The sequence below is a fragment of the Phytohabitans rumicis genome, from assembly GCF_011764445.1.
Lineage (GTDB): Bacteria > Actinomycetota > Actinomycetes > Mycobacteriales > Micromonosporaceae > Phytohabitans > Phytohabitans rumicis.
On sequence record NZ_BLPG01000001.1, the window covers coordinates 8,679,585 to 8,703,743 of the forward strand.

Genomic DNA, 24,159 nt, shown 5'->3' on the forward strand with positions numbered 1-24,159 from the left:
TGCCCTGGCTGTGACATGCTCACAGGCGCCACACAGAATGGCCTTAGCTCGGGCACAGAGGCGCTCGCGAGCATAAAGGACGTGATCAGCATGAACGCGAGGTCGGCCGGCCCCGAGCTGCGCCGGCCCGATGGCGAGCCGGTGCGGGTGCTCGTCGTCGACGATGAAGCGACCCTTACCGACCTGCTCTCGATGGCGCTGCGGTACGAAGGCTGGCAGGTACGCAGCGCCGGCAACGGTATGACGGCCGTACGGATGGCCCGGGAGTTCGAGCCGGACGCCGTGGTGCTGGACGTCATGCTCCCCGACCTGGACGGGTTGGAGGTGCTGCGCCGGCTGCGCGGTGTCATGCCGGACGTGCCGGTGCTCTTCCTGACCGCCCGGGACGCGGTGGAGGACCGGGTGGCCGGGCTGACCGCCGGTGGCGACGACTACGTGACGAAGCCGTTCAGCCTGGAGGAGGTCGTGGCCCGGCTGCGTGCCCTGATGCGGCGCGCGGGCGTGGGCACCGTCCGCGAGGACGCGGTGCTCGTCGTCGGCGACCTGAGCCTCGACGAGGACAGCCACGAGGTGCGCCGCGGCGGGGACCTGGTGACGCTGACGGCGACCGAGTTCGAGCTGCTGCGCTTCCTGATGCGCAACCCGCGCCGGGTGCTCAGCAAGGCGCAGATCCTCGACCGCGTCTGGAACTACGACTTCGGCGGGCAGGCGAACGTGGTGGAGCTCTACATCTCGTACCTGCGCAAGAAGATCGACGCTGGGCGCTCCCCGATGATCCATACGCTCCGGGGTGCGGGATATGTTCTCAAGCCGGCCGAGTAGCTGGTCGCTGCGGGCCCGGCTGCTCGCGGCGGTCATCGCGCTGCTCGCCGTCGTCTGCCTGGTGATCGGCACGGTGACCACGCTCGCGCTGCGGCACTCCCTGCTCGACCGGCTCGACAGCCAGCTCAACGAGGCGGCTCAGGCGCCGCCGGACGGCAAGCCGGGCGGCTACGGGAGCCCCGACCATTTCCGCGCCGGGCAGCCGCCCGGCACACTGACCGCCACCGTCTCCAACGGCGCGGTCACCAGCGCGTACGTATTGCTGAAGTCGCGGCCCGGGCCGCCCGACGAGCAGCCCGCGTCCGCCGAGGCGGTGCAGGCCCTCGCCGGCCTGCCCGAAGACGGCAAGCCACACACTGTCGACCTGGGCGACGACCTCGGCGACTACCGCCTGGTCGTCACGGAGCAGGCCGGTCGCACGACCATCACCGGGCTGCCGATGGAGGACCTGCAGGACACCGTGTTCTGGATGGTGTGGGTCGAGGTCTCGGTGGTGGCCGGCGGGCTGCTGCTGGCCGGCGGCGTCGGCGCGCTGATCATCGGCGGTTCGCTGCGCCCGCTGCGCCGGGTCGTGGCCACCGCCAGCCGGGTCGCCGAGCTGCCGCTCGACCGGGGCGAGGTCGCGCTGTCGGTGCGGGTGCCGGAGAAGGACACCGATCCGCGTACGGAGGTGGGCCAGGTCGGCGCGGCGTTCAACCGCATGCTGGGGCACGTCGCGCGGGCGCTCACCGCGCGCCAGGCCAGCGAGATGCGGGTACGCCAGTTCGTCGCCGACGCCAGCCACGAGTTGCGTACGCCGCTGGCCGCGATCCGGGGCTACGCCGAGGTGACCCGGCGCGGGCGGGACGCCGTACCGCCGGATGTGGCGCACGCGCTGCGCCGGGTGGAGTCGGAGTCGGCCCGGATGACGACGCTGGTCGACGACCTGCTGCTGCTCGCGCGGCTGGACTCCGGCCGGCCGCTGGAGACCGAGCCGGTCGACCTGTCCATGTTGCTCATCGACGCGATCAGCGACGCCCATGTGGCCGGCCCGGACCACCGCTGGCGGCTGGACCTGCCCGAGGAGGCGATCGCGGTTCCGGGCGACGCCGCCCGGCTGCACCAGGTGCTGGCCAACCTGCTCGCCAACGCCCGTACGCACACGCCGCCCGGCACCGAGGTGACCGCCGTGCTGCGGGTGGCGCCCGACGGCAGCGCCGTGATCAGCGTGGTCGACAACGGCCCCGGCATCGCGCCCGAGCTGCAGGCGGAGGTGTTCGAGCGGTTCGCCCGCGGGGACAGTTCGCGCTCGCGGGCGGCCGGCAGCACCGGGCTGGGCCTCGCCATCGTGGCGGCGGTCGTGGAGGCGCACCACGGCACCGTCGAGGTGAGCAGCAAGCCCGGCCACACCGAGTTCACCGTGACGCTGCCCGGCCGCTGACCGCCTGGCTTCACAGGGACAGCACAGTGGCGGCAAAGCTGATCATCAAGGCCGAGGTCCAAGGTGGACTCATGACAGACTTGATGGCTCCTCCGCAGTTCACTCCGCAGCAGCCGGCTTCGCAGTGGCGCCGGCGCGTGATGGCCGCGACCGTGGCTGCCGCGCTCGCCGTCACCGGGGGCGTCGGCGGCGGTCTGCTCGCCACCCAGGTGGCCAGCGCGGCGCCCGCCTCGACGACGACGGTGAGCACCACGCAGGTCGCCAACTCCGGCACCCTGACCGCCGCGCAGATCGTTTCCGAGGTGCAGCCGAGCGTCGTGACGGTCCTCGTGTCGACGTCGAGCGGCAGCGCCGAGGGCTCGGGCGTCGTGCTCACCGCCGACGGCCTAATCCTCACCAACAACCACGTCGTGGAGGGTGCCCGCAGCGTGCGGGTGACGCTCGCCGACGGGCGTACCGTCGCGGCCACCGTCGTCGGCACGGACCCGACCGCGGACCTCGCGGTGCTACGCGCCGAGGGCGTGTCCGACCTGACCCGGCCCAGCTCGGCACGAGCGCGAACCTGCGGGTGGGCGACTCGGTGCTGGCGTTCGGCAGCCCGCTCGGTCTGGAAGGGACGGTCACCGCGGGGATCGTGTCCGCGGTCGGCCGCACGATCGAGGACAGCGGCAGCAGCCTCGGCAACCTGATCCAGACCGACGCGCCGATCAACCCGGGCAACTCGGGTGGCGCGCTGGTGGACTCGACCGGCCGGGTCATCGGCATCAACGTCGCGATCGCCACGACGGGCGAGGACAGCGGCAACATCGGCGTCGGCTTCGCCATCCCGATCGACACCGCCGCCGCCGTTGCGGCTCGCCTCGCCGGGTGACGTCTGCGCTCGTCGATCTAGGACGAATCGTGGGTATAAAGTGGACTCGATACCCACGATTCGTCCTAGATCGACGAGGTTGGGGCTCTAGGTGGCGTCGGCGAGACCTGGTGCGGCCGTCGGCAGACCCATCGAATGGGCGACGTCCAACATGCGCCTGTCGTACGAGACCAGTTCCACGAACCCGATCGTGGAGGTCCCCATCGGCATGCCGGGGCGTCCGGCCAGGAACTCGCGTAGTTCGGACACGTACTGGCGTCCCGCGATCAGGGTGATGAGCGCGGAGGCGTGGAGGAAGACGAACCCTCGGCCCGCTCGGCGAGGAGCACGTCTAAAGCAGAGATGTCGGCTGGCACGGCGTATTGAGGAACGCGGTCGAGATCACTCGTGGTCGTTGCCTTGAGCCGGATGACTCCCTTGGCTACGAGATCGGCGTAGCGGCCCAGCGTGCCGGATCCCGGAAGCAGGACAGCGATGACCTTGCCGTGCCTGGTCACCTCGATGGTCTCGCCCTGTTCGACGCGGGCGAACATGCCACTTGGATCGTAGGAGAACTCTCGGACGGAGACGCTGCCCATCTGTTGTACCTACATCACGGGAACGTTGGGGTGGGGTGGCCGAAGTGCCAGCCTTGGCCTAGGTCGCAGCCGATGCCGCGCAGGCGGCGGGCCTGGGCGGCTGTCTCGATGCCCTCGGCGGTCACGCTCAGGCCGAGCTTGTGCCCCAGCGCCACCAGCGTCGTCAGCAGCGCCTCGCGGGTCGGGTCGACCTCGCCGCGCGGGCGGCGGCCCTTCAGGAAGCGGCCGGCCAGCTTCAGCCCGTGTACGGGCAGGTCGCACAGGTACGCCAGGTTGGAGTAGCCGGTGCCGAAGTCGTCGATCGCGATCTGCACACCGAGGTCGGCGAGCGCTCGCAGGGTGTGGATCGTGTCGTCGTCGATGCCCATGACGGCCGACTCGGTGATCTCCAGTTGGAGGCGGTTGGCGGGCAGGCCGGTGCGGTCGAGGATCGAGGCGACCTGGGGTGCGAGGCCGGGCTCGCGCACCTGCGGCACGGCGAGGTTGACGCTGACGACGAGGGGTTCGGGCCAGCCGGCGGCGTCCCGGCAGGCGCGTTCGAGCAGGCGGGCGCCGAGCGGCACGATGAGCCCGGTGTTTTCGGCCAGGCCGATGAAGCCGGCCGCGCCGACCAGGCCGAGCCGTGGGTGCTCCCAGCGGGCGAGCGCCTCGGCGCCGACCACGGTGCCGTCCTCCAGATCCACGATCGGCTGGTAGTGCAGGGTGAACTCGCCGCGTTCGAGGGCGGCCGGCAGCGCCGCGGAGAGCCGGAAGCGGGCCACGTCGGTGGCGTTGCGGTCGGCGTCGAAGACCGCCAACCGCCCCCGACCGTCGGCCTTGGCCCAGTGCAGGGTGATGTCGGCGGCGCGCATCAGGTCGCTGGGGTCGGTGCCGGCGACCGGCCGTTCGACGACCCCGACGCTGGCGGAGACCCGCAGGTCGTGCCCGTCGACGCGGATCGGGTCGGCGAGCGCGGCGAGGGCCGCGTCGGCCACCTTGACGGCGTCGTCGGTGCAGGTGGTGTCGTCGATGAGGATCGCGAACTCGTCTCCGCCCACCCGGGCCACGAGGAGACCGCCCACCCGGGCCACCAGGAGCCGCCCGAGCCGGCCCAGCCGTTCGGCCACCGACGCCAGCAGCTGGTCGCCGACGCCGTGCCCGAGGCTGTCGTTGACCGTCCGGAAGCCGTCGAGGCCGAGGATGCACACGCCGAGCCGTACGCCGGGGCGGGTGACCGCGCACGCGTGCTCGAGGGCGCGGTGGAAGAACGTGCGGTTGGGCAGCGCGGTGAGCGGGTCATGCAGCACGGCGTACCGGAAGCGGGTCTCGCTCTCCCGCAGCGCGGCCTCGGCCTGCGCGCGGGCGGCGAGTGCGGCGTGCCGCAGCGAGTCCTGGGCGTCGAGCGTGTGGTCGCGCAGGGCGCGGGCGTAGCCGGTGGCGACCGCCTCGACGACGTCTGCGGGGAAATGCTGGTGCATAAGGGCGACGGTGCGGCCGAGGGTCTCCGGTGTACCCAGGCCGGCGGCGACGAGCTCCGGGCCGGCGTCGGGGAGCCTGGCGCTGAGCCGGTCGAGCAGCGCCACGAGCTCGACGTACGTCAGGGGAGCCGCCGAGGCGCCGTAGACTGCCCTCGCCCACGCCTCGACGAAGAGCCTCCGCTCCGCCTCGGTCATCGGGCCCTAGGCTACCGCCAACGCGCGATCCGCGTCACCCGCGCGTCGGCGGGCGGCGGGCACGACGAGCGGGCTGCCCGTCTCGGGGTCGGGGATGACGCGGCAGTCGAGGCCGAACACGTCGCGGACCAGGTCGGCGTCGACGATCGCGCCGGGCGCGCCCTCGGCGACGATCTGGCCGGCGCGCATGGCGATGAGGTGGGTGGCGTACCGGCAGGCCTGGTTGAGGTCGTGCAGCACCGCGACGAGCGTGCGGCCGCCGGTCTCCTGCAGGTCGGCGCACAGGTCGAGCACCTCGACCTGGTGGGTGATGTCCAGGAACGTGGTGGGCTCGTCCAGCAGCAGGATGCCGGTCTGCTGGGCCAGGGCCATGGCGAGCCAGACCCGCTGGCGCTGGCCGCCGGACAGCTCGTCGACGAGCCGGTCGGCCAGGTCGCTGACGCCGGTCGCCGCCATCGACTCGCGCACGACCCGCTCGTCCTCCCGGGACCACTGGCGCAGCAGGCGCTGGTGCGGGAAGCGGCCGCGGGCCACGAGGTCGGTCACCGTGATGCCGTCGGGCGCGATCGACGTCTGGGGGAGCAGGCCGAGCCGCCGGGCGACCTCCTTCGACGGGTACGACGTGATGACCTTGCCGTCGAGGTGGACGGCGCCGGTGCGCGGGCGGAGCATCCGGGACAGGGCCCGGAGCAGGGTGGACTTGCCGCAGGCGTTGGGGCCGACGATGACGGTGAACGAGTTGTCCGGGATGGTGACGCTCAGCCCTTCGGCGACGACCCGCTGCTCGTAGGCCAGCGTGAGGCCCTCGCCCGTGAGGCGTGCCGACACCGTTCACCTCCATTATCAAGTTTGGTGAGCCTAACATAAGTGTCGGGGAATAGACGTACGCCGCTGATTGCCGTTCTTGATAACGTCTGACCTGGGCGTGGGCTTGGGGGACGTAGGCGGTGAACGGCGGCGGCGCGATGAGCCTGCGTAAGCGGGTACTGGTCCTTGGCGGTGCCGACTTCTTCGGCCTGCACCTGGCCCGGCGGTTGGTGGATGAGGGCTACCACGTGGTGGTGGTCGACAACCTCACGCGCGGGCGTGACCCCAAGGAGGTCGCCGCTCTCGGCGCGGTCCCCGGCGTCGAGATCATCGGGGGCGACCTGTCCGACGGCGCGACCTGGGCCGCGCTGCCCCGCGGCTGGGCACAGATCTACCTGCTCGGCGGTGGCCCGCTGCCCCGCGTGATCGAGGCCGACCCGGTGCGGGTGGTGCGCGGGCACGCGCTGGCCGCCCTGCACCTGCTGGACTGGGCCGCCCCCGGCGACAAGGTGTTCTTCGCCTCCTCCGGCGAGGTGCACGCGGACGGCGTGGAGAACGGCGTCGTGCAGGTGCCCACCGAGGAGAGCGAGCCGGTCGTGGTCGGCGACCTCGCCGAGCCCCGGTCCGCGTACGCGGCCAGCCGGCTGCTGGCCGAGGCCGCGCTGGTCCATGCCGCGCGCGCCGGCCGCAGCCGCGTCGTGGTCGGGCGCTTCTACGACGTGTACGGCCCGCGGATGAGCACCGACCACCTGATCCCGCAGATGTGCGTGCGCGCGGTCAAGGGCGAGGACCCGTTCCTGGTCGCCGGGCCGCACCGGCGCCGGGCGTTCTGCTACATCGACGACGCGGTCGAGGCGACGCTGCGGCTGATGGAGCAGCCGGCCGCCGTCGGTGAGATCGTCCACATCGGAAACGACTCGGCCCAGACCACGGTCGGCGACCTGGCCCGGATGGTGCTGCGCATCGCCGGCGTGGAGGCGAAGGTGCTGGCCGAGCCGGCCGCGTCCAACTCGCCCGCCCGCCGCGCCCCGGACCTGTCCAAGCTGCGCCGGCTCACCGGTTTCGAGCCCTCGGTGGAGCTGGCCGAGGGCGTGCGGCGCACCTTCTACTGGTACCGGCGTACCTGGCGGTCATGACATCCGTCATGCCCGGAGGCTGACGGCCGGCAGCGCCTTGGGGGCGAAGAGCGGGCGACCGTAAGAGGCATGACACCAACCATCGCTCTTCGCGGCGTCACCAAGCGGTACGGCGACGTGACCGCGGTCGACGGCCTCGACCTGTCCATCCAGCCCGGCGAGGTGGTGGCCCTGCTCGGGCCGAACGGCGCCGGCAAGTCCACCACCATCGACATGCTGCTCGGGCTGACCCGGCCGGACGGCGGCGCGGCCCGGCTCTTCGAGCTGCCCCCGGTCGAGGCGATCGCCCGCGGCCGGGTCGGCGCGATGCTCCAGTCTGGCGGCCTGCTGCCCGACCTGAGCGTCGCCGAGATCGTCGAGCTGGCCGCCGCGCTGCAGCCCAAGAGTCGCCCCGTCGCCCAGGTGCTGGAGCGCGCGGGCCTCGCCGACCTCGCCAAGCGCCGGGTGGGCAAGCTGTCCGGCGGCCAGCAGCAGCGGGTGCGCTTCGCGATGGCACTCGTCGCCGACCCCGAGCTGATCGTGCTCGACGAGCCCACCACCGGGCTGGACGTCGAGGCCCGGCGCGCCTTCTGGGCGGCGATGCGGGACGAGAGCGGCCACGGCCGGACCGTCCTGTTCGCCACGCACTACCTGGACGAGGCCGACGCGTACGCCGACCGGATCGTCTTCATGCGCGCCGGACGGGTGGTCGCCGACGGCACCGCCGCACAGATCAAGGCGCTCGTGTCGGGCCGTACCATCCGGGCCACCCTGCCGGGCGCGGACCTGAACGCCCTCGCGGCGCTGCCCGGCGTCGACGAGGTGGAAAGCCGCGGCGACGCGGTGCTGCTGACCTGCCGCGACTCGGACGCCGCCCTGCGCGCACTGCTCACCAGCACGCCTGCCCGCGACATCGAGGTGAACGCGCGCGGCCTGGAGGACGCCTTCGTCGCGCTGACCATGGAAGGGGCGGCGGCACAATGACTACGTACCTGAAGATGGAGCTCAAGCGCCTGCTGCGGAACCGGCGCGTGGTGATCTTCAGTCTGCTGATGCCGGCCCTGCTCTTGCTGGTCTTCGGCGGGCTCAACAAGGGACAGACGCTGGACGGCGCGTCCGTGACCGCGTACCTGATGGTGAGCCTGGGGGTCTTCGGCTCGATGAGCAGCGCGATGAGCCTGGGCGGCTCGATCGCCCTGGAACGCGGCATCGGCTGGAACCGCCAGCTGCGGCTCACCCCGCTGCGCCCGTCCCGGTACGTCGCCATCAAGCTGCTGCTGTCGTTCCTGATGGCGCTGCCGCCGCTGGCCGTCGTGTACGTCCTCGGGGCGATCACGCTCGGCGTGCACCTGCCGGCCGGCACCTGGGCGCTGGTCGCCATCGGGTCGTGGCTGGGCGCCTTGCCGTTCGCGGCGCTCGGCCTGGTGATCGGGTACATCGCCACGCCGGAGAGCGTCCAGCCCATCTCCGGGCTGCTGACGATCGCGCTGGCGGCGTTCGGCGGGCTGTGGGTGCCGGTGGAGACCATGCCGCGGGTGATGCGCGACATCGCCGAGCTGACCCCGGCGTACTGGGTCGGGCAGGTCGCGCGCAGCCCGCTCTTCCACGGCTCGCTGAACCTGCACGCGGTCGCCGTCCTGCTGGCCTGGGCGGTGGGACTCGGGTTCGTGGCGCTGCGCCGGTTCCGTGCGGACACGGCCCGGGCGTGAGTACCGTGCGGACCATGGGTCGTGGGCGGTTCGTGTGGGTGTGGGCGGCCATCTGGCTGGTCTACCTCGGCGAGCCGCTCCGCGACGCGTGGCGCAGCGACGACGCCTGGGCCCGCGACCTCGGGCTCGCCACCGTGGCGCTCTTCGGGGTCGTCTTCGTCATCTTCTTCGTGATCATGCGGAAGGCCCGTTTCACGGGTCAGCCGATCCCCCTGGTCGCCCGGTGGGCCATCCCGGGCGTGCTGCTCGCCCTCACGATCGGCGTGGCGCCGGCCGTCGGGGAAAGCGCGCTGGGCATGCTCACCTACGTGGCGGTCACCGGCTTCTTCACGCTGCCGATGCGGCCGGCCCTGGTGCTCGCCGCCGTGCTCGCCGCCACGCCCATCGTGCTGCCGCACTTCGTCGGCGGCTGGGAGCCCCAGTACGGCCTGGCGTTCTCCATCTTCCTGGCGTCCTTCGCGGTGTGGGGCGTGGTCCAGCTCATCACCCGCAACGCCCAGCTCACCGCCGCCCGGGAGGAGATCGCCCGGCTGGCCGTCGCCGACGAGCGCAACCGGCTCGCCCGCGACCTGCACGACCTGCTCGGCCACTCGCTGACCGTGGTCGCGGTCAAGGCCGAGCTGGCCGGGCGCCTGGTCAAGCTGGCACCCGAACGCGCCGAGGAGGAGATCGCCGACGTGGAGCGGCTCGCCCGGCAGTCCCTGCGCGACGTGCGCGCGGCGGTTGCCGGGTACGCCGAGGCGTCGCTCGCGGCGGAACTGGCCGGCGCGCAGGCCGCCCTCACCGCCGCCGGCATCGAGGCCGACCTGCCCGACGACGTGGAGTCCGTGCCGGCGGACCGGCGCCCGCTCTTCGGCTGGGTGGTCCGCGAGGGCGTCACCAACGTGGTGCGGCACAGCGGCGCCAAGCGCTGCCGGATCCGGATCGTGCCCTCCGAGGTGGAGATCACCGACGACGGTCACGGGCCGTCGGAGGGCGCCGCCGGGCGCGGGCTCGCCGGCCTGCGGGAACGGGCCGAGGCCGCCGGCGGGTCGCTCACCATCGGCCACGCGCCCGACCAGGGGTTCACGCTGCGGGTACGCGTACCGTGATCCGCCTGCTGCTGGCCGACGACCAGGCGCTCGTGCGCGGCGCCCTGGCCGCCCTGCTGTCCATGGAGGCCGACCTCGAGGTGGTGGCCGAGGTCGGCCGCGGCGACGAGGTGGTCGAGGCGGCCCGCCGCACCCGTCCCGACGTGGCGCTGCTGGACGTGGAGATGCCCGGCCTCGACGGCCTGGCCGCCACCGCGGCCCTGCGCGTGGCGCTGCCGGCCTGCAAGGTGCTCGTGGTGACCACGTTCGGCCGCCCCGGGTACCTGCGCCGGGCGATGGCGGCCGGCGCGAGCGGCTTCGTGGTCAAGGACACGCCGGCCCGCCAGCTCGCCGACGCGGTACGCCGGGTCGCGGCCGGGCTGCGCGTGGTCGACCCGGGCCTCGCGGCGGAGTCGCTCGCCAGCGGGGACGGCCCGCTCACCCAGCGGGAGGCCGACGTGCTGCGCGCGGCCCGGGACGGCGGCACGATCGCGGACATCGCCGCCGCGCTCGGCCTCTCCGAGGGACGGTGCGCAACCACCTCTCCTCGGCCATCGGCAAGACCGGCGCGCGTACCCGCGCCGAAGCGGTCCGCCTCGCCGACCAGGGCGGCTGGCTGTGAACGCCGTCCGCGACCTGGTGGAGGCGCACCTGCCGGGCTACGTGGTCACCTCCGTCGTGCGGCTCGGCAGCGGGCTGGACAACGTGGCGTACGAGGTCAACGGCGAGCTGATCGTCCGCTTCGGCAAGGGCGCCGACGCCGACCGGGAGGCGCGGCTGCTCACCGCCGTGCGGAGCATCTCGCCGCTGCCCGTCCCGGAGCCCCGGTTCACCGACGCGGGCTGCCTGGCGTACCCGAAGCTGCCCGGCGTCCCGCTGCTGGAAGCGCCCACAGTGGACGGAGTCCGCGTCGCGGCCGTGCTCGGCGAGCTGCTGGCCGCGCTGCACGCCGCGCCGGTCGAGCGGATGGCCCGGCTGGTGGACGCCGACGAGCTGGCGCTGGCCGACTGGCGGCGCGAGGCCGTCGAGACGTACGCGGCCATCGCCGGGCAGGTGCCCGCCGAGTTCCGGCGGCGGATCGAGGCGTTCCTGGAGGCGGCTCCGCCGCACGACGCGGAGGCGCTGGTCTTCTCCCACAACGACCTGGGCATCGAGCACGTCCTCGTCGACCCGGGTACGGGGGCGGTGACCGGCGTCATCGACTGGAGCGACGCGGCCCTCGTGGACCCCGCGTTCGACTTCGGCCTCATCCACCGCGACCTGGGTCCGGCGGCGCTGGCGGCGGCGATGCGCGCCTACGGGTCGTCCGATGTGGAGCAGCGCGCCGTCTTCTACGCCCGGTGCGCTGTCTTCGAGGACCTGGCGTACGGGGTCGAGACCGGCCGCGGCGCGTACGTGACCAAGTCGCTGACCGCCCTCGCCTGGCTCTTCCCGCCGTAACGCACCAGCGTTCAAGACGCGGGCGCGGCGCCGGGGGACGATCGCACCCGTGAAACCTGTGAACCTGGCCGCGGCGCTGGCCTCCTTCGACGACGTGTACAGCCCGCGGATCGTCGCGCGCATGAACGACTACGACGTGCGGATCGCCCACACCAAGGGCGAGCACGTGTGGCACGTGCACGCGGACACCGACGAGTTCTTCCTGGTCCTCGACGGGCAGTTCGACGTCGCGCTGCGCGACGCCGACGGTAACGAGACCACGGTGGTGCTGCGCCAGGGCGACACGTTCGTCGTACCGAAGGGCACCGAGCACAAGCCGTCCTCGCCGGGCGGGTCGATCCTGATGTTCGAGCCGTCCGGCACGCTCACGACGGGGGACCGCCACGAGGGCGAGGTGCCCGACCACGTCGACAGCACCACCGGCCACGAACTGGCCTAGGCAGCCCAGCTCGTAGCGCGGATCGGGTGCCCGACCCTCGTTGATCAAGGACTTTCGCGTCGATCAAGGGCAAACGGCCGTGGATCGGAGATCAAAGCACGACCGTATGCCCTTGATCGACGCACAAATCCTTGATCGGCGCGGCCGCCGGGCTGGCCAGCGGCACGATCCATCCGATCCTGGCCCGGCTGGAGGGGTTGGGCTGGCTCACCGTCCGGCTTTTGCTGTCCGCGCCGGGCCCTGCGCCGCAGCCTGCGTCACCAGCCGGCGACGCCGAAGGGCTCACCGCGCAGGTAGAGCCCTACACCCTCGGCGGTGTAGGGCACCGTGTTCGGCGGCAGCGTGCCGATCGGAAACCAGCCGATCCCGGCGCACTTGTGTGGCTCGGCGTTGACCGGCTCGCCGTGCCGGTCCGGGTCGGCCGTCGCCGCGAAGAACAGGCCAAGCCGGCCTTGGCCTTCCGGATTGCGGTAGTGCAGCGTGCCTGCCGGCCGGAGGTCCGCCGGGCCGAGGTGCACGCCCACCTCCTCGCGGGCCTCGCGCAGCACCGCGGCAAGCGCGTGCTCGCCGGCTTCGAGTTTGCCGCTGGGCAGGTTCCACAGACCGTCCGCGTACCCCGTGCCGTCACGCAGAGCGAGCAGGATGTCGCCGGCGCGGATCAGGAGAAGCATCACATCGATCGGACTTGTGTACGGCACGCGCCAAGGCTAGTTGGGGTCCTAGGCTTGGGCGCCATGCGGTTGGTACTCATCCGTCATGGTGAATCCGAGCACGGGCGCCGCGGCCTCGTCGCGGGCCCGCGGGGGTGTCCGGGCCTGACGCCGCGCGGCCGGGAGCAGGCGCGGGCGTTGCGCCGCCGCTTCGCGGACGAGGAGTTCGGCGCAGACGTGCTCCTTTCCAGCGGTACGCCGCGGGCGCAGGAGACCGCACGGATCCTGGCGCCCGCGGTGTACCGGTCCGACGACTTCATCGTCGACTGCGACCTGTGCGAGCTGCACCCCGGCCTCGGTGACGGGTTGCCGATCGCCGAGTTCGCCGCGAGGTACGGGTCATTCGACGTGCAGGCCGAGCCCAACCGGGTGGTGGCCCCGGGTGGCGAGTGCTGGAACGACTTCGTCAACCGGGTCCGCCGTACCGTCGACAACCTGCCGCGGCGCTTTCCGGGCCGGCGGGTGGTGGCGGTCAGCCACGGCGGGTTCATCTCGTGGACCCTGCTCACCCGGTTCGACGTGCCGCGCCCCGGCACCGGCGCGTACATCAACCCGGCCTTCACCTCGATCACGGAGTGGGAGTTCACCGAGCCGAACGGCCCGTGGCTGCTGATGCGCTACAACGACACCGCCCACCTCACGGCATAGCCCGCCGGCGCAGGGTAAGGCCCAGCCAGGCGACGCCGGCCGCCGCGACGACGAGGCCGGTGAGGTAGACCGGGGCGGGGAAGAGCGTCCGGAGGCTGCCGGGGATCATGCCGCCGACGTACAGGGCCACCGGGACGGCGGGCAGGATCCGGGCGCGCCAACTGGCCACGCCGAAGAGGGCGACGCCGGTCACCAGGACCACGCCGGTGACCGCGAACGCCCGGCCGGTCGCGCCGTCGACCAGACCGTCCACGACGCCGTCGCCGAGGTACGGGAACACGAAGTGCAGCGTGTACTCGATGGCGAACGCCCCGGCGAGCCCGGCCGCGTTGAGGGCGAAGCCGACCAGGCCCAGCACGCCGGACTCGGCGCGTTGTACGAGGTAGAGCGCGGCGACCGTGAAGAGCCCGGCCAGCGCGGCGAACGGGGCGATCGCGTGGGTGAAGCCGTTCTCCGGGAGGGCTCCGGCCCGCCGGGCGGCGTTGAAGACCAGCAGGGTCGCGCACACGGTCGCGGCGGCGCCGGCCAGGCGGTAGAGGCTGAAAGGAGTCATAACGCTTGTTATAAGGTACGTTATGGATCATGGCAACGGACGTAAGCGCCTCGTCAGAACTTCGTGACCGGTTCGTGGCGGCCGGACTCGAGGTGCTGCAGGAGCACGGCGCGGCCGAGCTGACGGTGCGGCGGGTCGCCGAGGCCGCCGGATCGTCCACGATGGGCATCTACACCCGGTTCGGCGGGCGGACCGGCATGCTGGAGGCCGTCTACCGGCGCGGGTTCGAGCTGCTGCGCGACGTGCTCACCGCCGTACCGCCCGGGTCGCCGCCGGACCGCATCGTCGCGCTGGGCCGGGCGTACCGGGAGTTCGCGCTCGCCAACCCCGCGCTCTACGCGCTGCTCTTCGAGCGCCCGATCGCCGGCTTCGACCCCTCACCGGAGCTGCGCGCCGAGGCGCTCGCGATGAACTTCACGCTGCTTGTCGACGAGGTCGCCGCGGCCGGCATACCGGCCAGATGGGACCCGCAGCGGGCGGCGTACCTGCTGTGGACCGCGATGCACGGCATTGTCAGCATCGAGCTGACGCACGCGCTGCGCAGCCCGCTGCCCGGCTGGTTCTTGAGCACCCCAGAGGTCGGCGAGCAGGTGCTCGTCGAGGGCGTGCGGGCCGTCCTGAAAGGACTATCCGGCTGAGCCTGCTCAACCAAACAAGGGGAACCCGTGTGACGGGCACTCCTCGATGCTCGGCGCCATCTCGGGTACGCAGTACGCCGGCAGCCCCACCAGCAGGTCGCGGTCGTAGACCAGCACGACCGCGCCGTCGAACGCGTGCCGCGACACCGGCGGCCCGAACTGCGCCCGCGCCACCGCCTCCGTACGCGACGCCGGGTTGCGGGTGTCCACGACGAGGAACGTGGCGTCGTGCGCGCCGGCGTCGTACCAGTCCGCTTTGGACTCCCACCGGTACGCGGCGATCCGCTCGCCGGCCACCACCGGCGCGACCTGCACCTTGCCGCCGGTGAGCACGGTGATGTTGTTGGCGTTCCAGTACTCGCCGACGCCGTAGCGCAGCCCGCGCGACTCCAGCCAGTCCGCCACGTCCACGGCGTGCCCCGGCTTCGACGGCGCGGTCGCGTGCGCGGCCAGCTCGGCGCCGAGCAGCGCGAGCACCACGACGGCGGGGACGAGAGTCCGTTGCGAGGAGGCCAGCCGCGGCCCCCACACCCGGCCGGCGAGCACCGCGCCGAGCGGCAGCACCGCCACCACCTGGCGGGCCGACAGCAGGTCGGTGGGCAGGGCGGAGACCACGAAGGCACCGACGTTCACCAGGATGCCCGCCGCGACCAGCTCGTCCAGCCTTTCGCTGTGCCGCCGGCGCAGCGCGCGGCTCACCACGACGGCCATCGCCGCGAGGGCGGCGAGCAGCCCGACCAGGTGCAGCAGGCTCATCGCCACACCGGCCGGGCCTTCCCGGTCCGGCGGGTACGCGCCGAAGTTGACCGCCAGCACGCGCGCCCCCAGCCACAGGTGCTTGCCGAGGTCGGCGACCGGGCTCAGCATGGCCTCGGCGGCGTGCGCGCCGAAGCCGCCGGCCAGCCGGATCGCGTACATCGTGGCCTGCGCGAGCAGCACCGACCCGAGGCCGGCGAGGACCAGCCGGGCGTCCAGCCCGCGCCACTCCTTCCCCCGTAACGCGCGGAAGCCGCCGACGGCGATCAGCGGCAGCACGCCGATGTACATCACCAGGGGGTCGGCGATCTGCCCCCAGGCGAGCATCGCGGCGATCGCGTACGGCACCCAGCGTCCGGGTTTGGCGCGCTCCAGGACGAGCCAGGTGAGCAGCAGCGGGATGGCCGTACCGGTGTGGTCCGGCGAGCTGAGCTGGGTGACCGCCGCGAAGCCCAGCGCCGGCACCGCGACGATCGCGACCGCCACCGCGACCCGGAAGACCGCCTCGCGGCCGGTGGCCCGGCCCTTCGCCGCCGCGGCGACCACGAGCACGAGCAGCGTGAACACCAGGGCGGCGACGGCGTGGGTGGTGTCGGCGTGGTAGCCGTACACCGCCTCGACGAGCGCGAAGAGGAGCAGCTCGTTGGTGTAGAACGACACGTCGGTGACGGTCCAGCCGCTGAGCAGGACGTTGCCGTGCAGCATGTCCCACGCCTGGATGGCGTTGCTCGCGCCGTCCGAGTTGACCCCGACGCCCCGGGATATCGCCAGGTACGCCGCGAACAGGACCGGGACCGCCGCGACCACCAGCCACCCCAACCGCTGCCGCGCCCTGACGTTAGCTTCGGCCACCACCCGCTCCACTGGTGGCACCGTACCGCACGAACAAATGAACCCTGCGGCGGAACCACACGTACCACCGGGTACTCGTCATCGTTGTGAGGGAGCCTATGGACCGCCCCCGAGCCCGGCACGTGGACCGGCGCGACCAAGGACTGCGCCGGCAGCGTACGGTCACCCAGGCGACGGCGGGCGGCGCAGCCGCGCTCGCCGTTCTCTTCGGATGGGCGTTCGCGCAGCCCAAGGAGGCACCGGCGGTCGAGCCCGCGAGCTCGACCAAGTCGCCGTCCGCCACCAAAAAGCCGGCCACCAAGAAGCCGTCCGCCACCAAGAGCCCGGCGGCGGAGCAGGCGCCGGACGAGGAGGCCACGCTGGAGCCGCCCGAGCAGGCTCCGGAAGAGGCTCCCGAGGTGGCCCCCCAGGAAGAGCCCGACGCGCAGTCGGGCGGGTCATGACCACCACCCGCTACCGTGTCGCCTTTCCGGCGCTCGGCACCACAGCGGTGCTGCTGGTCACCGACGAGGCCGCGCTGCCCGAGGCGGAACGCCTCCTGCGCGCCGAGCTGGCCGCCGTCGACGAGGCGTACAGCCGGTTCCGGCCCGACTCGGAGATCATGCGGCTGCCCCGGGGGCGGGCCGCGCCGGTGAGCCCAATGCTCGCCGCCGCGCTCGCCGCCGCCCTGCGCGCCGCCGCGGCCACCGATGGCCTGGTCGACCCGACGGTCGGCCAGGCCATGGTCGACCTCGGGTACGACCGGGACTTCGCCGCGCTGTCCCACGACGTGGACGTCGCCGCGGTGACTCCGCGGCCGGCGCCCGGGTGGTGGCGGATCCGGACCGAACCCGGCCGGGTGCTGGTGCCCCACGGCGTGGTGCTGGACCTCGGGTCGACGGGCAAGGCGTTCGCGGCCGACCGGGCGGCGGCCCGGATCGCGGAGCTGGGCTGCGGCGTCCTGGTGTCGCTGGGCGGCGACCTGGCCACCGCGGGTCCGGCGCCCGAGGGCGGCTGGCTGGTCGGGATCGGCGACGACCACCGGACCGGCGGCGACGCGCTCGTGACGATCCGGTCCGGGGCGCTCGCCACCTCCAGCGTCACCCAGCGCGCCTGGCGCCGGGGCGGGCGCGCGGTGCACCACATCGTCGACCCGCGTACCGGAGATGTGCCGGAACCTGTGTGGCGTACCGTGTCGGTCGCCGCACGGACCTGTGTGGACGCGAACGCCGCGGCCACCGCGGCGATCGTCCGCGGGCACGGCGCGGACGCCTGGTTGCGCGACGCCGGCCTGCCGGCGCGCCTGGTCGCCCACGACGGACGGGTCGTGGCGGTCGCCAATTGGAGCAACCATGCCTGACGTGTCGCTCTGGCATGCCGCGCGGGCCAGCGGCATGGTCTCGATGCTCCTGCTCACGGCCACCGTGCTGCTGGGCATCCTGGGGCCGATGCGGGTGGGCACGGTCACCTGGCCCCGGTTCACGCTCGCCGGGCTGCACCGCAACATCTCGCTGCTCACGCTGGCACTGCTGGCGGTGCACATCGTGAGCGTCTCCGCCGACTCGTACGTGCCGATCCGGTGGATCGACAACGTCGTACCGTTCGTGTCGACGTACCACCCGTTCTGGCTCGGTCTGGGCACGGTGGCGTTCGACCTGATCCTGGCCCTGCTGGTCACCAGCCTGCTGCGGCCGCGGATCAACCAGCGGCTGTGGCGGGCGCTGCACTGGCTGGCGTACATCTGCTGGCCGATCGCGCTGGCGCACGGCCTGGGCATCGGCACCGACGCGATGTCCGGCTGGCCGTTGATCCTGGGGGTGCTCTGCGCGCTCGCCGTCCTGGCGGGTATGGCCTGGCGGCTCGCGTCCGCCCGCAAGAAGATCATGGCGAGGCTCTCATGACGATCATGTTGGAACGGGCCATGCCCGCGACCCTGCCCCGCCTCCTGGCCGGCGGGCGCCGGCTGGCGGAGCACCGCTCGACGTACGGGGCGATGCCGCTCGCCCGGTACGCCGGGGAGGCGGGGCGGCAGCGGCTCATCGACGAGGTGCTCGGGGCCGGGCTGCGCGGCCGGGGCGGGGCCGGCTTCCCGACCGGGCGCAAGCTCGCGACCGTCGCCGGCGGCGACAAACGGCCCGTGGTGATCGCGAACGGCTGCGAGTCCGAGCCGGCCAGCCGCAAGGACCGGATGCTGCTGACCGCGGCGCCGCACCTGGTGCTGGACGGCGCCGTGCTGGCCGCCCACGCGGTCGGCGCGGACCGGGTGATGCTCTGCGTCGAGCGCGGCTCCAGCCTCGCCGACCGGCTCGAACGCGAGCTCACCCAGCGCCGCGACGACCCGGTGAAGTGGCGGCTCGTCCGCGTCCCCCGGCGGTACGTGGCCAGCGAGGAGTCCGCCCTCGTGCACTACATCAACAGCGGCGACGCCCGCCCGACCGCGGTGCCGCCGCGGCCGTTCGAGCGCGGCGTCGGCGGCCGCCCCACGCTCGTCGACAACGTGGAGACCCTCGCGCACATCGCGCTGATCGCCGCGTACGGGGCGTACTGGTTCCGGGAGCTGGGCACGGAGAGCGACCCCGGGTCCACGCTGGTCACCATCAGCGGCGCGGTGGCCCAGCCCAACGTGTACGAGATCGCGCCCGGCATGCGGCTCGGCGAGGTCCTCGACGCGGCCGGTGGCGCGACCGAGCCGCTGAGCGCGGTGCTGGTCGGCGGCTACTTCGGCACCTGGGTGTCGCTGCCGGACGGCTGGAGCCTGCCGCTGTCGCACGACCGCTCCGGTCCGGGCGGTACGACGCTCGGCGCCGGCGCCATCGTCGCGCTGCCCGCCGGGGCGTGCGGCCTGGCCGAGACCGCCCGGGTGGCCCGCTACCTGGCCGAGGAGTCGGCGGCCCAGTGCGGCCCGTGCCAGTTCGGCCTGCCGGCGATCGCGAACGACCTGGCCGCCGTCGCGTTCGCCCGCTGCGACCCGGCCACCCGCCAGCGCCTGACCCGCCGGATCGGCATGGTCACCGGGCGCGGCGCGTGCCGGCACCCGGACGGCGCGACCCGGCTGGTGAACAGCGCGCTCACCACGTTCGCGGCGGACCTGGAAACACACATGGACGGCTGGACCTGCACGGGCGTGAGCCGCGACCCGATCCTGCCGCTGCCCGACAAGCGGCACCGGGACAAGGGGTGGAAATGAGCGACGAACCCGGCCTGCGCCTGCAAGTCGACCCGATCGCCTGCGTAGCCCACGCGAGCTGCCGCGAACTCCTCCCCGAGCGCATCACCCTGGACGAGTGGGGCTACCCGATCATCAGCACCGACCCCCTACCCCCAGACCTCGTCTCCCACGCGAGACGCGCGGTCGCCGCCTGCCCCACGCTCGCGCTACGCGTAGACGGCAAGCTGGCCCGCCAGCGCTAGCCGGGCTGGGCCTCCTGCCAGCGCTCGCCGGTGACCGCGCTGGATTGTCTAGAGAGCTTTCGGGGTTAGGGTTTGTTGTCTGTCCACAATGCTTCTTGCGGGTGATCGCTTTCTGCTGGTTTGTCCGCTTGGCTTGGGGGTATGAGGTACGGCGATGGCGGCGGCGTCAACCAGTCCGCGCGAGTGCGGCGCGAGCAGGTCCGCCGGCAGGCCGCGGACCTGTTCGCCCAAGGGGTGGCGCCGGTCGAGGTCGCCAAACGGTTAGAGGTGTCGCAGAAGTCGGCGTACCAGTGGCGGCGGGTCTGGCAGGGCGGTGGCGTGCAGGCGTTGGCGTCCAAAGGTGCGCCGGGCCCGGACCCGACACTGTCCGACGCGCAGTTGGCCAAGCTCAAGGCGCGGCTGGAACTAGGTCCGGCCGCGGCTGGTTACCGCGAGGACCAGCGCTGGACTTTGGCCCGGGTCGCGGCGTTGATCGGGTTGATGTTCAAGGTCCGGGTCAGCGTGACCACGACCTGGGAAGCGATGCGGCGGCTCGGGTTCAGCCCACAACTGCCGACCCGGCGAGCGATCGAGCGGGACGAGCAAGCCATCGCCCGCTGGCGCCGATATCAGTGGCCAGCGGTAAAAGACTCGCGGGCAGGCTGAACGCCTGGATCTGTTTCGCCGACGAAGCCGGCCAAACTCTTCACCCCGCCAAGGCGACCACCTGGGCCCCACGCGGCCACACCCCGGTCGTCAAGGTCACCGCCAAAGGCAACGTCCGGGTATCGATAGCCGGGCTGGTCTGCTACCGGCCCGGCCACCCCAGCCGGCTGATCTACCGCACCCGCACCTACCGCGGCCGCAAAGGCGACCCGAAGGGCTTCCGCGAACCCGACTTCGCCGACCTGCTGGACGCCGCCCACCGACAACTCGCCGCGCCGATCGTGTTGGTTTGGGACCGGCTATCAGGACACAAGTCCACACGGATGCGCGCACTGATCGCCGACCGGCCCTGGCTGAGGGTCTACCTGCTGCCCGGCTACGCCCCTGAACTCAACCCGGTCGAGAAGGTCTGGTCCACGATGAAACGCAGCCTGGCCAACCTTCCCGCCACCACCGCCACCGCACTAACCGCAGCCGTGAAGAACCGCCTCAAACGCATGCAATACCGCGCAGGCATCATCGACGGCTACCTCACCGCTACCGGACTATCCCCACCCTGACCCCGAAAGCTCTCTAGAGACCTTTCGGGGTCAGGTTCAGAGTCAGGATCGAGTTCTGAGCTGCCGCGGTGCTCGTCGCGGTCCGGGCCGTCGCTCCCGCGGCCGCATCCTGCGCGGTCCACAACCATCCCCGACGGGCGATGCCTGCGCGGCGATGGGGTGTGGACCACGGAAAGATCTAATGGATGGACCTCACAGCCCGTGACACCTTCACAGGGCCGTCTCCCGGGCGGCGCTCGGCTGTTGTCCTTGGGTCTTGTGCGGCGGGGCTGGCAGCGCTGGTCGGGGGTTTCGGCGAGCGCTTGCGAGCCGCCGACCTGCGCGGTGCCCGCGGGAGCGTGCGGTCCGCAGGTGGCGCGGGCCGGGGCATATCTGCTCGGACAAACCACAACGCCGCCTGACCCCAAACCCAAAACGTCTCTAGACCGGCGGCGCGTCCTGCCAACGTTCGCCAGTGATCGCCCAGCGGAGCCGCTGGAACGGGTCCGGTTCGGTAACCCGGCAGTCGACGGCGTGCCATTGGCTCAGGAAGACAGGCAGCACCAGATCGTTCGGCGCGTCCGGAAGCAGCACAGGAATGATCCGGAACTCCCGCCGGGCCGACTCATGCACGAAGGCTCGCTGCTCCATGTCCTGCCACGGGCCGAGCCCGTGCGGGCCAACGAACACCGCGCCCGCGTCGACCTGGCGGATCCGCCGCTCCAGCTCGTCGTGCCAGCGCTGCCCGGGCTCGATGTCGGCCGTGTCGAACCACGGCAGGATGCCGTCGGCCCGCAGCCGCTCGGCGATCATGGCGACCGTCGCCCGATCCCTCGTGTTGTACGACAGGAACACGTCGTAGTCGCCGGCCGTTTCCTTGCCCCGGATCGTCGCCGTGGCGGCCGCCAGGTCGCGGGTGGCGTCGGCGGTGGCGTTCATCTCGCGGACCTCACGCATCGACGCCGCCCCCAGGCGGTCCTCCCGGTCGAGCAGGGAGATCTTCACCCGCTCGCAGTCCGGGCAGGTCATGCTCGTGTCGCCTCGTCCCTGGCGGCGGTGTACGAGGTCGCCGGGCAGCCGGTAGCCGCACTGGCCGCAGGTGAACACGCGCTCGCGCCGCACCGACCCCGGCAGCGCCCGCGCGGTCAGGTGGGCGTGCACGTAGTCCTCGAACAGGAACCGGGTCTCTTCGCTCGCCGCCTCGTCGAAGAAGAGCGTCAGCTCGCCCCGGCCCTCGTCCAGATCGCGTACGCGCAGGCCGCACAGGCCGCCGACCTTGGCCCGGTACGTGCTGGCGTTGCGCCACATCTCCTCGCGCCGGTACGCGGCCACGTGCGACAGCCGAACGGCAAGCGTGGCGTAGACCGTCTTGACCGCGCCCTCGAACCGGAACGCGACGTCGGTGGTGGCCGTGTCGGGGGCGTCCGGCGGGTCCTGGGTGAACTGGGACGGGAAGATCAGGTCGACGCCGCCGTCGGTCGGCTCGCGCAGCGCCAGGTCGTGCCGCAGCAGCTCCTCGACCGTGGCGATCAGCAGCAGCCGCTCCTCGCCCGGTCCGGGTAGCCGCGCGTCCTCGGGGATGGGGAACCGGCCGGCGAGCGCGTCGTCCTCGGCCATGTAGCCCAGCCCGTCCGGCTGGCCACGAGCGGCGTCGATGATCGCCGAGGCGTACGCGTCGAGCAGTTCGGGGCGCAGCAGCACGAAGCCGCCGAATGACAGCCGGCGTACCAGGTCGCGCCGTTCTAGCAGGCGGACGCACGTGTCGAAGCCGGCCCGCAGCTCGCCGTCCGCGACGTACTCGGGATGCCGGCGGGTGTAGAGGCGGAAGAGGTCGTCGCCGGAGGCCAGGACCCGGTCGGTGGCCTTCTCCTCAAGCAGGAACCGCTTGATGGTCTCGAAGAGCTCCGTCGAGATCGAGCGGGGCAGCGTCGACCAGTCGATCGCCCGGTGGATCGCCTCGGCCAGCTCCGCGACGCCCCGCCCCTCCTTCGCGCTGGTCTCCAGGTGCGCCACGACGCCCAGCTCGTCGCAGACCGCGGCCAGCCGATGCGGGCTCACCGGTACGCCGCCCCGGTCCACCCGGGCCGCGACCAGGATCGCGGGCACCTCGCTCGGGCCGCCGCCCTGGCGGTAGTGCCGCAGCGCCCGCATCCAGTACCGCACGCCAGCGAACGGGTCGGCCTCGCTGCGCGCGTCGAAGACCACGAGCGCGGCCGCCGCCTCGGCCAGGTGCAGCTGGTGGATGAGCCGGTAGCCGGGCTGGCCGGCCAGGTCCCAGAGGAGGATCTCGCGCGTCTCGGTGTGCCCCTCGGGCAGCTCGACCTCGCGCGTGTCGAACGTCCAGACCTGGCGGGCGTGGGTGGAGTCGGTCGGCCGGTACGGCTGGCCGCTGAGCACCAGCCCGAGCCCCGACTTGCCGACGCCGGTGTCGCCGAGGAGCAGCACCTTCGCGTTGGCGTACGTGCGGGAGGTGGTCGTCACCGTGCCGAGCAGCCGGTCGACGTCGACCTCGTACAGCTCGACGGTCTGCATTTCCTGGGTGCGGCGGGCGAGCATCGGCCGTGTCGGGTGGGCGCGCAGGCCGCCGGTGTAGTAGTGCGCGTCCTCGATCGGCACCACCGCCACGCACTGCCACGTGTCGGTGCGCCAGACCCGGAGCGCTTGATCCCTGCCGACCGAGTACAGCAGGCGGCCGTCGTGGGAGAACTCCACGCCTACGACGTTGCCGGTGTGCCCCTCCAGGGTGACCAGCGGCAACCCGGTCCCATCCCACACGTGGACGGCGTCGCCGGCGTCCCAGGCGAGCCTGCCATCGGGCGACCACGCGGACCACATGATCTCCGACCTCTGCTCCGCGACATCCCAGCCCTTCAGGTCGGCCCGCAGCGGGATGATCGCGGCATGACCGCGGCTCCCGAGCGCAAGGAGCCGATCGCCGGACGGTGACCAGCCGACCTCCATGGCGTCGAAGCCGGCGGGCCGCTTGTCGGCGACTTTTCCCGTCGAGACGTCCAGGATGGTGATCTCCGGGCCGCCGTCCGCGACGGCGACCCGGGCACCGTCCGGCGAGAACGACATGTTCTGCCGGTGCCCGTGGTTGGCGGGGTAGGGTGCCCGCCACACCGTCGAGCAGCCGCGGCCGTCGGCGTCGACGCGCAGCAGCGTCACGGTCACCTCGCGGCACTGGGCGAGAAGGTGCGGGTCGGTCGGCGACCAGGCGACGTAGCCGGAGCTGCCCTCGCTCCCGTGGCCTAGCTCGAACGCCGGCCGGTACTCCCAGCCGCCAGGGTCGGCGGTCCACACGCTGCCGCCGCGGTTGGACACCATCGCCAGGCGCTGGCCGTCGCACGACCAGGCGACCGCCCAGGCGTCGTGCCCGGCCTCCTCGCGGACCTGGACGCGCGCCCGCAAGGTGATCGCGGACGGTCCGTCGTGCGCCGGATCGCCGGTGGGCTCGTCAGTGGCCGTGGACATGCCGCTCCTCAGTGGACGGCGCGGGGATCAG

27 protein-coding genes and 1 pseudogene are annotated in these 24,159 nt (G+C 72.6%); 20 read left to right on the forward strand and 8 right to left on the reverse strand.

The features are described from left to right. The first annotated feature begins 90 nt into the window (after positions 1 to 90). The 4 genes from Prum_RS39355 (at position 91) to Prum_RS55460 (ending at position 3,113) form a co-directional block, all read left to right on the forward strand. Positions 91 to 822: a response regulator transcription factor gene (locus Prum_RS39355; RefSeq protein ID WP_173081965.1), complete on the forward strand. Its 732-nt coding sequence runs from the start codon at positions 91 to 93 to the stop codon at positions 820 to 822. After that, positions 800 to 2,242 (forward strand): sensor histidine kinase, encoded by a 1,443-nt coding sequence (locus Prum_RS39360; protein ID WP_173081967.1) that lies wholly within the window; start codon positions 800 to 802, stop codon positions 2,240 to 2,242. Before Prum_RS39355 ends, Prum_RS39360 begins: the two co-directional genes overlap by 23 nt. Before the next feature lie 71 nt (positions 2,243 to 2,313). Beyond that, positions 2,314 to 2,931: a S1C family serine protease gene (locus tag Prum_RS39365; protein ID WP_371871329.1), complete on the forward strand. Its 618-nt coding sequence runs from the start codon at positions 2,314 to 2,316 to the stop codon at positions 2,929 to 2,931. After that, a complete protein-coding gene (locus tag Prum_RS55460) occupies positions 2,823 to 3,113 on the forward strand; it encodes a S1C family serine protease (RefSeq protein WP_371871330.1) in 291 nt (96 codons plus the stop codon). The genes Prum_RS39365 and Prum_RS55460 overlap by 109 nt, the downstream gene beginning before the upstream one ends. A gap of 87 nt (positions 3,114 to 3,200) precedes the next feature. On the opposite strand, the gene Prum_RS39370 is transcribed toward Prum_RS55460, so the two are convergent. Genes Prum_RS39370 through Prum_RS39385 form a run of 4 tightly spaced genes read right to left on the reverse strand, consistent with a single transcriptional unit; the run spans position 3,201 to position 6,171 of the window. Next, a complete protein-coding gene (locus Prum_RS39370) occupies positions 3,201 to 3,362 on the reverse strand; it encodes a hypothetical protein (RefSeq protein ID WP_246278405.1) in 162 nt (53 codons plus the stop codon). Between the two features lie 17 nt (positions 3,363 to 3,379). Then, positions 3,380 to 3,646, reverse strand: coding sequence for a type II toxin-antitoxin system Phd/YefM family antitoxin (locus tag Prum_RS39375; RefSeq protein ID WP_246278406.1), 267 nt, complete (start codon positions 3,644 to 3,646; stop codon positions 3,380 to 3,382). Between the two features lie 59 nt (positions 3,647 to 3,705). Beyond that, on the reverse strand, positions 3,706 to 5,343 hold the full coding sequence (locus Prum_RS39380; protein ID WP_173081971.1) for a putative bifunctional diguanylate cyclase/phosphodiesterase: 1,638 nt from the start codon (positions 5,341 to 5,343) through the stop codon (positions 3,706 to 3,708). A gap of 6 nt (positions 5,344 to 5,349) precedes the next feature. Next, the gene (locus Prum_RS39385; RefSeq protein WP_173081973.1) at positions 5,350 to 6,171 is read right to left on the reverse strand and encodes an ABC transporter ATP-binding protein; all 822 of its coding nucleotides are present in this window, start codon (positions 6,169 to 6,171) and stop codon (positions 5,350 to 5,352) included. Positions 6,172 to 6,308: 137 nt separating this feature from the next. On the opposite strand from Prum_RS39385, the gene Prum_RS39390 reads away from it, so the two are divergent. The 7 genes and pseudogenes from Prum_RS39390 (at position 6,309) to Prum_RS39420 (ending at position 11,923) form a co-directional block, all read left to right on the forward strand. Further along, positions 6,309 to 7,286, forward strand: a complete 978-nt coding sequence (locus Prum_RS39390; protein ID WP_173081975.1) for an NAD-dependent epimerase/dehydratase family protein — start codon at positions 6,309 to 6,311, stop codon at positions 7,284 to 7,286. Positions 7,287 to 7,355: 69 nt separating this feature from the next. Further along, on the forward strand, positions 7,356 to 8,249 hold the full coding sequence (locus Prum_RS39395; RefSeq protein ID WP_173081977.1) for an ABC transporter ATP-binding protein: 894 nt from the start codon (positions 7,356 to 7,358) through the stop codon (positions 8,247 to 8,249). Continuing rightward, positions 8,246 to 8,974: an ABC transporter permease gene (locus Prum_RS39400; protein ID WP_173081979.1), complete on the forward strand. Its 729-nt coding sequence runs from the start codon at positions 8,246 to 8,248 to the stop codon at positions 8,972 to 8,974. Before Prum_RS39395 ends, Prum_RS39400 begins: the two co-directional genes overlap by 4 nt. A 14-nt stretch (positions 8,975 to 8,988) precedes the next feature. Next, positions 8,989 to 10,065 (forward strand): sensor histidine kinase, encoded by a 1,077-nt coding sequence (locus Prum_RS39405; protein WP_173081981.1) that lies wholly within the window; start codon positions 8,989 to 8,991, stop codon positions 10,063 to 10,065. Next, positions 10,062 to 10,666 (forward strand): annotated as a pseudogene (locus Prum_RS39410) (response regulator transcription factor). Before Prum_RS39405 ends, Prum_RS39410 begins: the two are co-directional and overlap by 4 nt. Then, positions 10,663 to 11,484: a phosphotransferase family protein gene (locus tag Prum_RS39415; RefSeq protein ID WP_173081983.1), complete on the forward strand. Its 822-nt coding sequence runs from the start codon at positions 10,663 to 10,665 to the stop codon at positions 11,482 to 11,484. Before Prum_RS39410 ends, Prum_RS39415 begins: the two are co-directional and overlap by 4 nt. A 49-nt stretch (positions 11,485 to 11,533) precedes the next feature. Beyond that, on the forward strand, positions 11,534 to 11,923 hold the full coding sequence (locus Prum_RS39420; protein WP_246278407.1) for a cupin domain-containing protein: 390 nt from the start codon (positions 11,534 to 11,536) through the stop codon (positions 11,921 to 11,923). A gap of 257 nt (positions 11,924 to 12,180) precedes the next feature. Here the strand turns inward: Prum_RS39420 and Prum_RS39425 are convergent, their stop codons facing one another. After that, complete coding sequence (locus Prum_RS39425; protein WP_218577580.1) at positions 12,181 to 12,594, reverse strand: NUDIX hydrolase; 414 nt, start codon at positions 12,592 to 12,594, stop codon at positions 12,181 to 12,183. Between the two features lie 63 nt (positions 12,595 to 12,657). Here Prum_RS39425 and Prum_RS39430 point away from each other — a divergent pair, with 63 nt between their 5' ends. Beyond that, positions 12,658 to 13,281, forward strand: a complete 624-nt coding sequence (locus tag Prum_RS39430) for a histidine phosphatase family protein (protein ID WP_173081987.1) — start codon at positions 12,658 to 12,660, stop codon at positions 13,279 to 13,281. Here the strand turns inward: Prum_RS39430 and Prum_RS39435 are convergent. Then, entirely contained in the window at positions 13,271 to 13,834 is a 564-nt protein-coding gene (locus tag Prum_RS39435; protein ID WP_173081989.1) for a hypothetical protein, read from the reverse strand. The two genes, Prum_RS39430 and Prum_RS39435, sit on opposite strands and share 11 nt — an antisense overlap. Before the next feature lie 29 nt (positions 13,835 to 13,863). Between Prum_RS39435 and Prum_RS39440 the strand changes: the two genes are divergently transcribed. Then, on the forward strand, positions 13,864 to 14,472 hold the full coding sequence (locus Prum_RS39440) for a TetR/AcrR family transcriptional regulator (RefSeq protein ID WP_173081991.1): 609 nt from the start codon (positions 13,864 to 13,866) through the stop codon (positions 14,470 to 14,472). 6 nt (positions 14,473 to 14,478) lie between these two features. Here Prum_RS39440 and Prum_RS39445 read toward each other — a convergent pair whose 3' ends face one another. Further along, complete coding sequence (locus tag Prum_RS39445) at positions 14,479 to 16,080, reverse strand: hypothetical protein (protein ID WP_173081993.1); 1,602 nt, start codon at positions 16,078 to 16,080, stop codon at positions 14,479 to 14,481. A 98-nt stretch (positions 16,081 to 16,178) separates the two neighbouring features. On the opposite strand from Prum_RS39445, the gene Prum_RS39450 reads away from it, so the two are divergent. The 7 genes from Prum_RS39450 to Prum_RS39480 all read left to right on the forward strand — a co-directional run bounded on the left by Prum_RS39450 (position 16,179) and on the right by Prum_RS39480 (position 20,675). Beyond that, the gene (locus tag Prum_RS39450; RefSeq protein WP_173081995.1) at positions 16,179 to 16,523 is read left to right on the forward strand and encodes a hypothetical protein; all 345 of its coding nucleotides are present in this window, start codon (positions 16,179 to 16,181) and stop codon (positions 16,521 to 16,523) included. Continuing rightward, on the forward strand, positions 16,520 to 17,419 hold the full coding sequence (locus tag Prum_RS39455) for an FAD:protein FMN transferase (RefSeq protein ID WP_173081997.1): 900 nt from the start codon (positions 16,520 to 16,522) through the stop codon (positions 17,417 to 17,419). Before Prum_RS39450 ends, Prum_RS39455 begins: the two co-directional genes overlap by 4 nt. Continuing rightward, the gene (locus Prum_RS39460; protein ID WP_173081999.1) at positions 17,412 to 17,960 is read left to right on the forward strand and encodes a ferric reductase-like transmembrane domain-containing protein; all 549 of its coding nucleotides are present in this window, start codon (positions 17,412 to 17,414) and stop codon (positions 17,958 to 17,960) included. Before Prum_RS39455 ends, Prum_RS39460 begins: the two co-directional genes overlap by 8 nt. Continuing rightward, positions 17,957 to 19,246 (forward strand): NADH-ubiquinone oxidoreductase-F iron-sulfur binding region domain-containing protein, encoded by a 1,290-nt coding sequence (locus Prum_RS39465; protein WP_218577581.1) that lies wholly within the window; start codon positions 17,957 to 17,959, stop codon positions 19,244 to 19,246. The genes Prum_RS39460 and Prum_RS39465 overlap by 4 nt, the downstream gene beginning before the upstream one ends. Further along, entirely contained in the window at positions 19,243 to 19,470 is a 228-nt protein-coding gene (locus Prum_RS39470) for a ferredoxin (protein WP_173082001.1), read from the forward strand. Before Prum_RS39465 ends, Prum_RS39470 begins: the two co-directional genes overlap by 4 nt. Before the next feature lie 141 nt (positions 19,471 to 19,611). Beyond that, positions 19,612 to 20,115, forward strand: coding sequence for a winged helix-turn-helix domain-containing protein (locus Prum_RS39475; RefSeq protein ID WP_173073568.1), 504 nt, complete (start codon positions 19,612 to 19,614; stop codon positions 20,113 to 20,115). Beyond that, entirely contained in the window at positions 20,082 to 20,675 is a 594-nt protein-coding gene (locus Prum_RS39480; RefSeq protein WP_173073570.1) for a transposase, read from the forward strand. Before Prum_RS39475 ends, Prum_RS39480 begins: the two co-directional genes overlap by 34 nt. A 420-nt stretch (positions 20,676 to 21,095) precedes the next feature. Here the strand turns inward: Prum_RS39480 and Prum_RS39485 are convergent, their stop codons facing one another. Continuing rightward, the gene (locus Prum_RS39485) at positions 21,096 to 24,128 is read right to left on the reverse strand and encodes a TIR domain-containing protein (RefSeq protein ID WP_173082003.1); all 3,033 of its coding nucleotides are present in this window, start codon (positions 24,126 to 24,128) and stop codon (positions 21,096 to 21,098) included. Between the last annotated feature and the right edge of the window lie 31 nt (positions 24,129 to 24,159).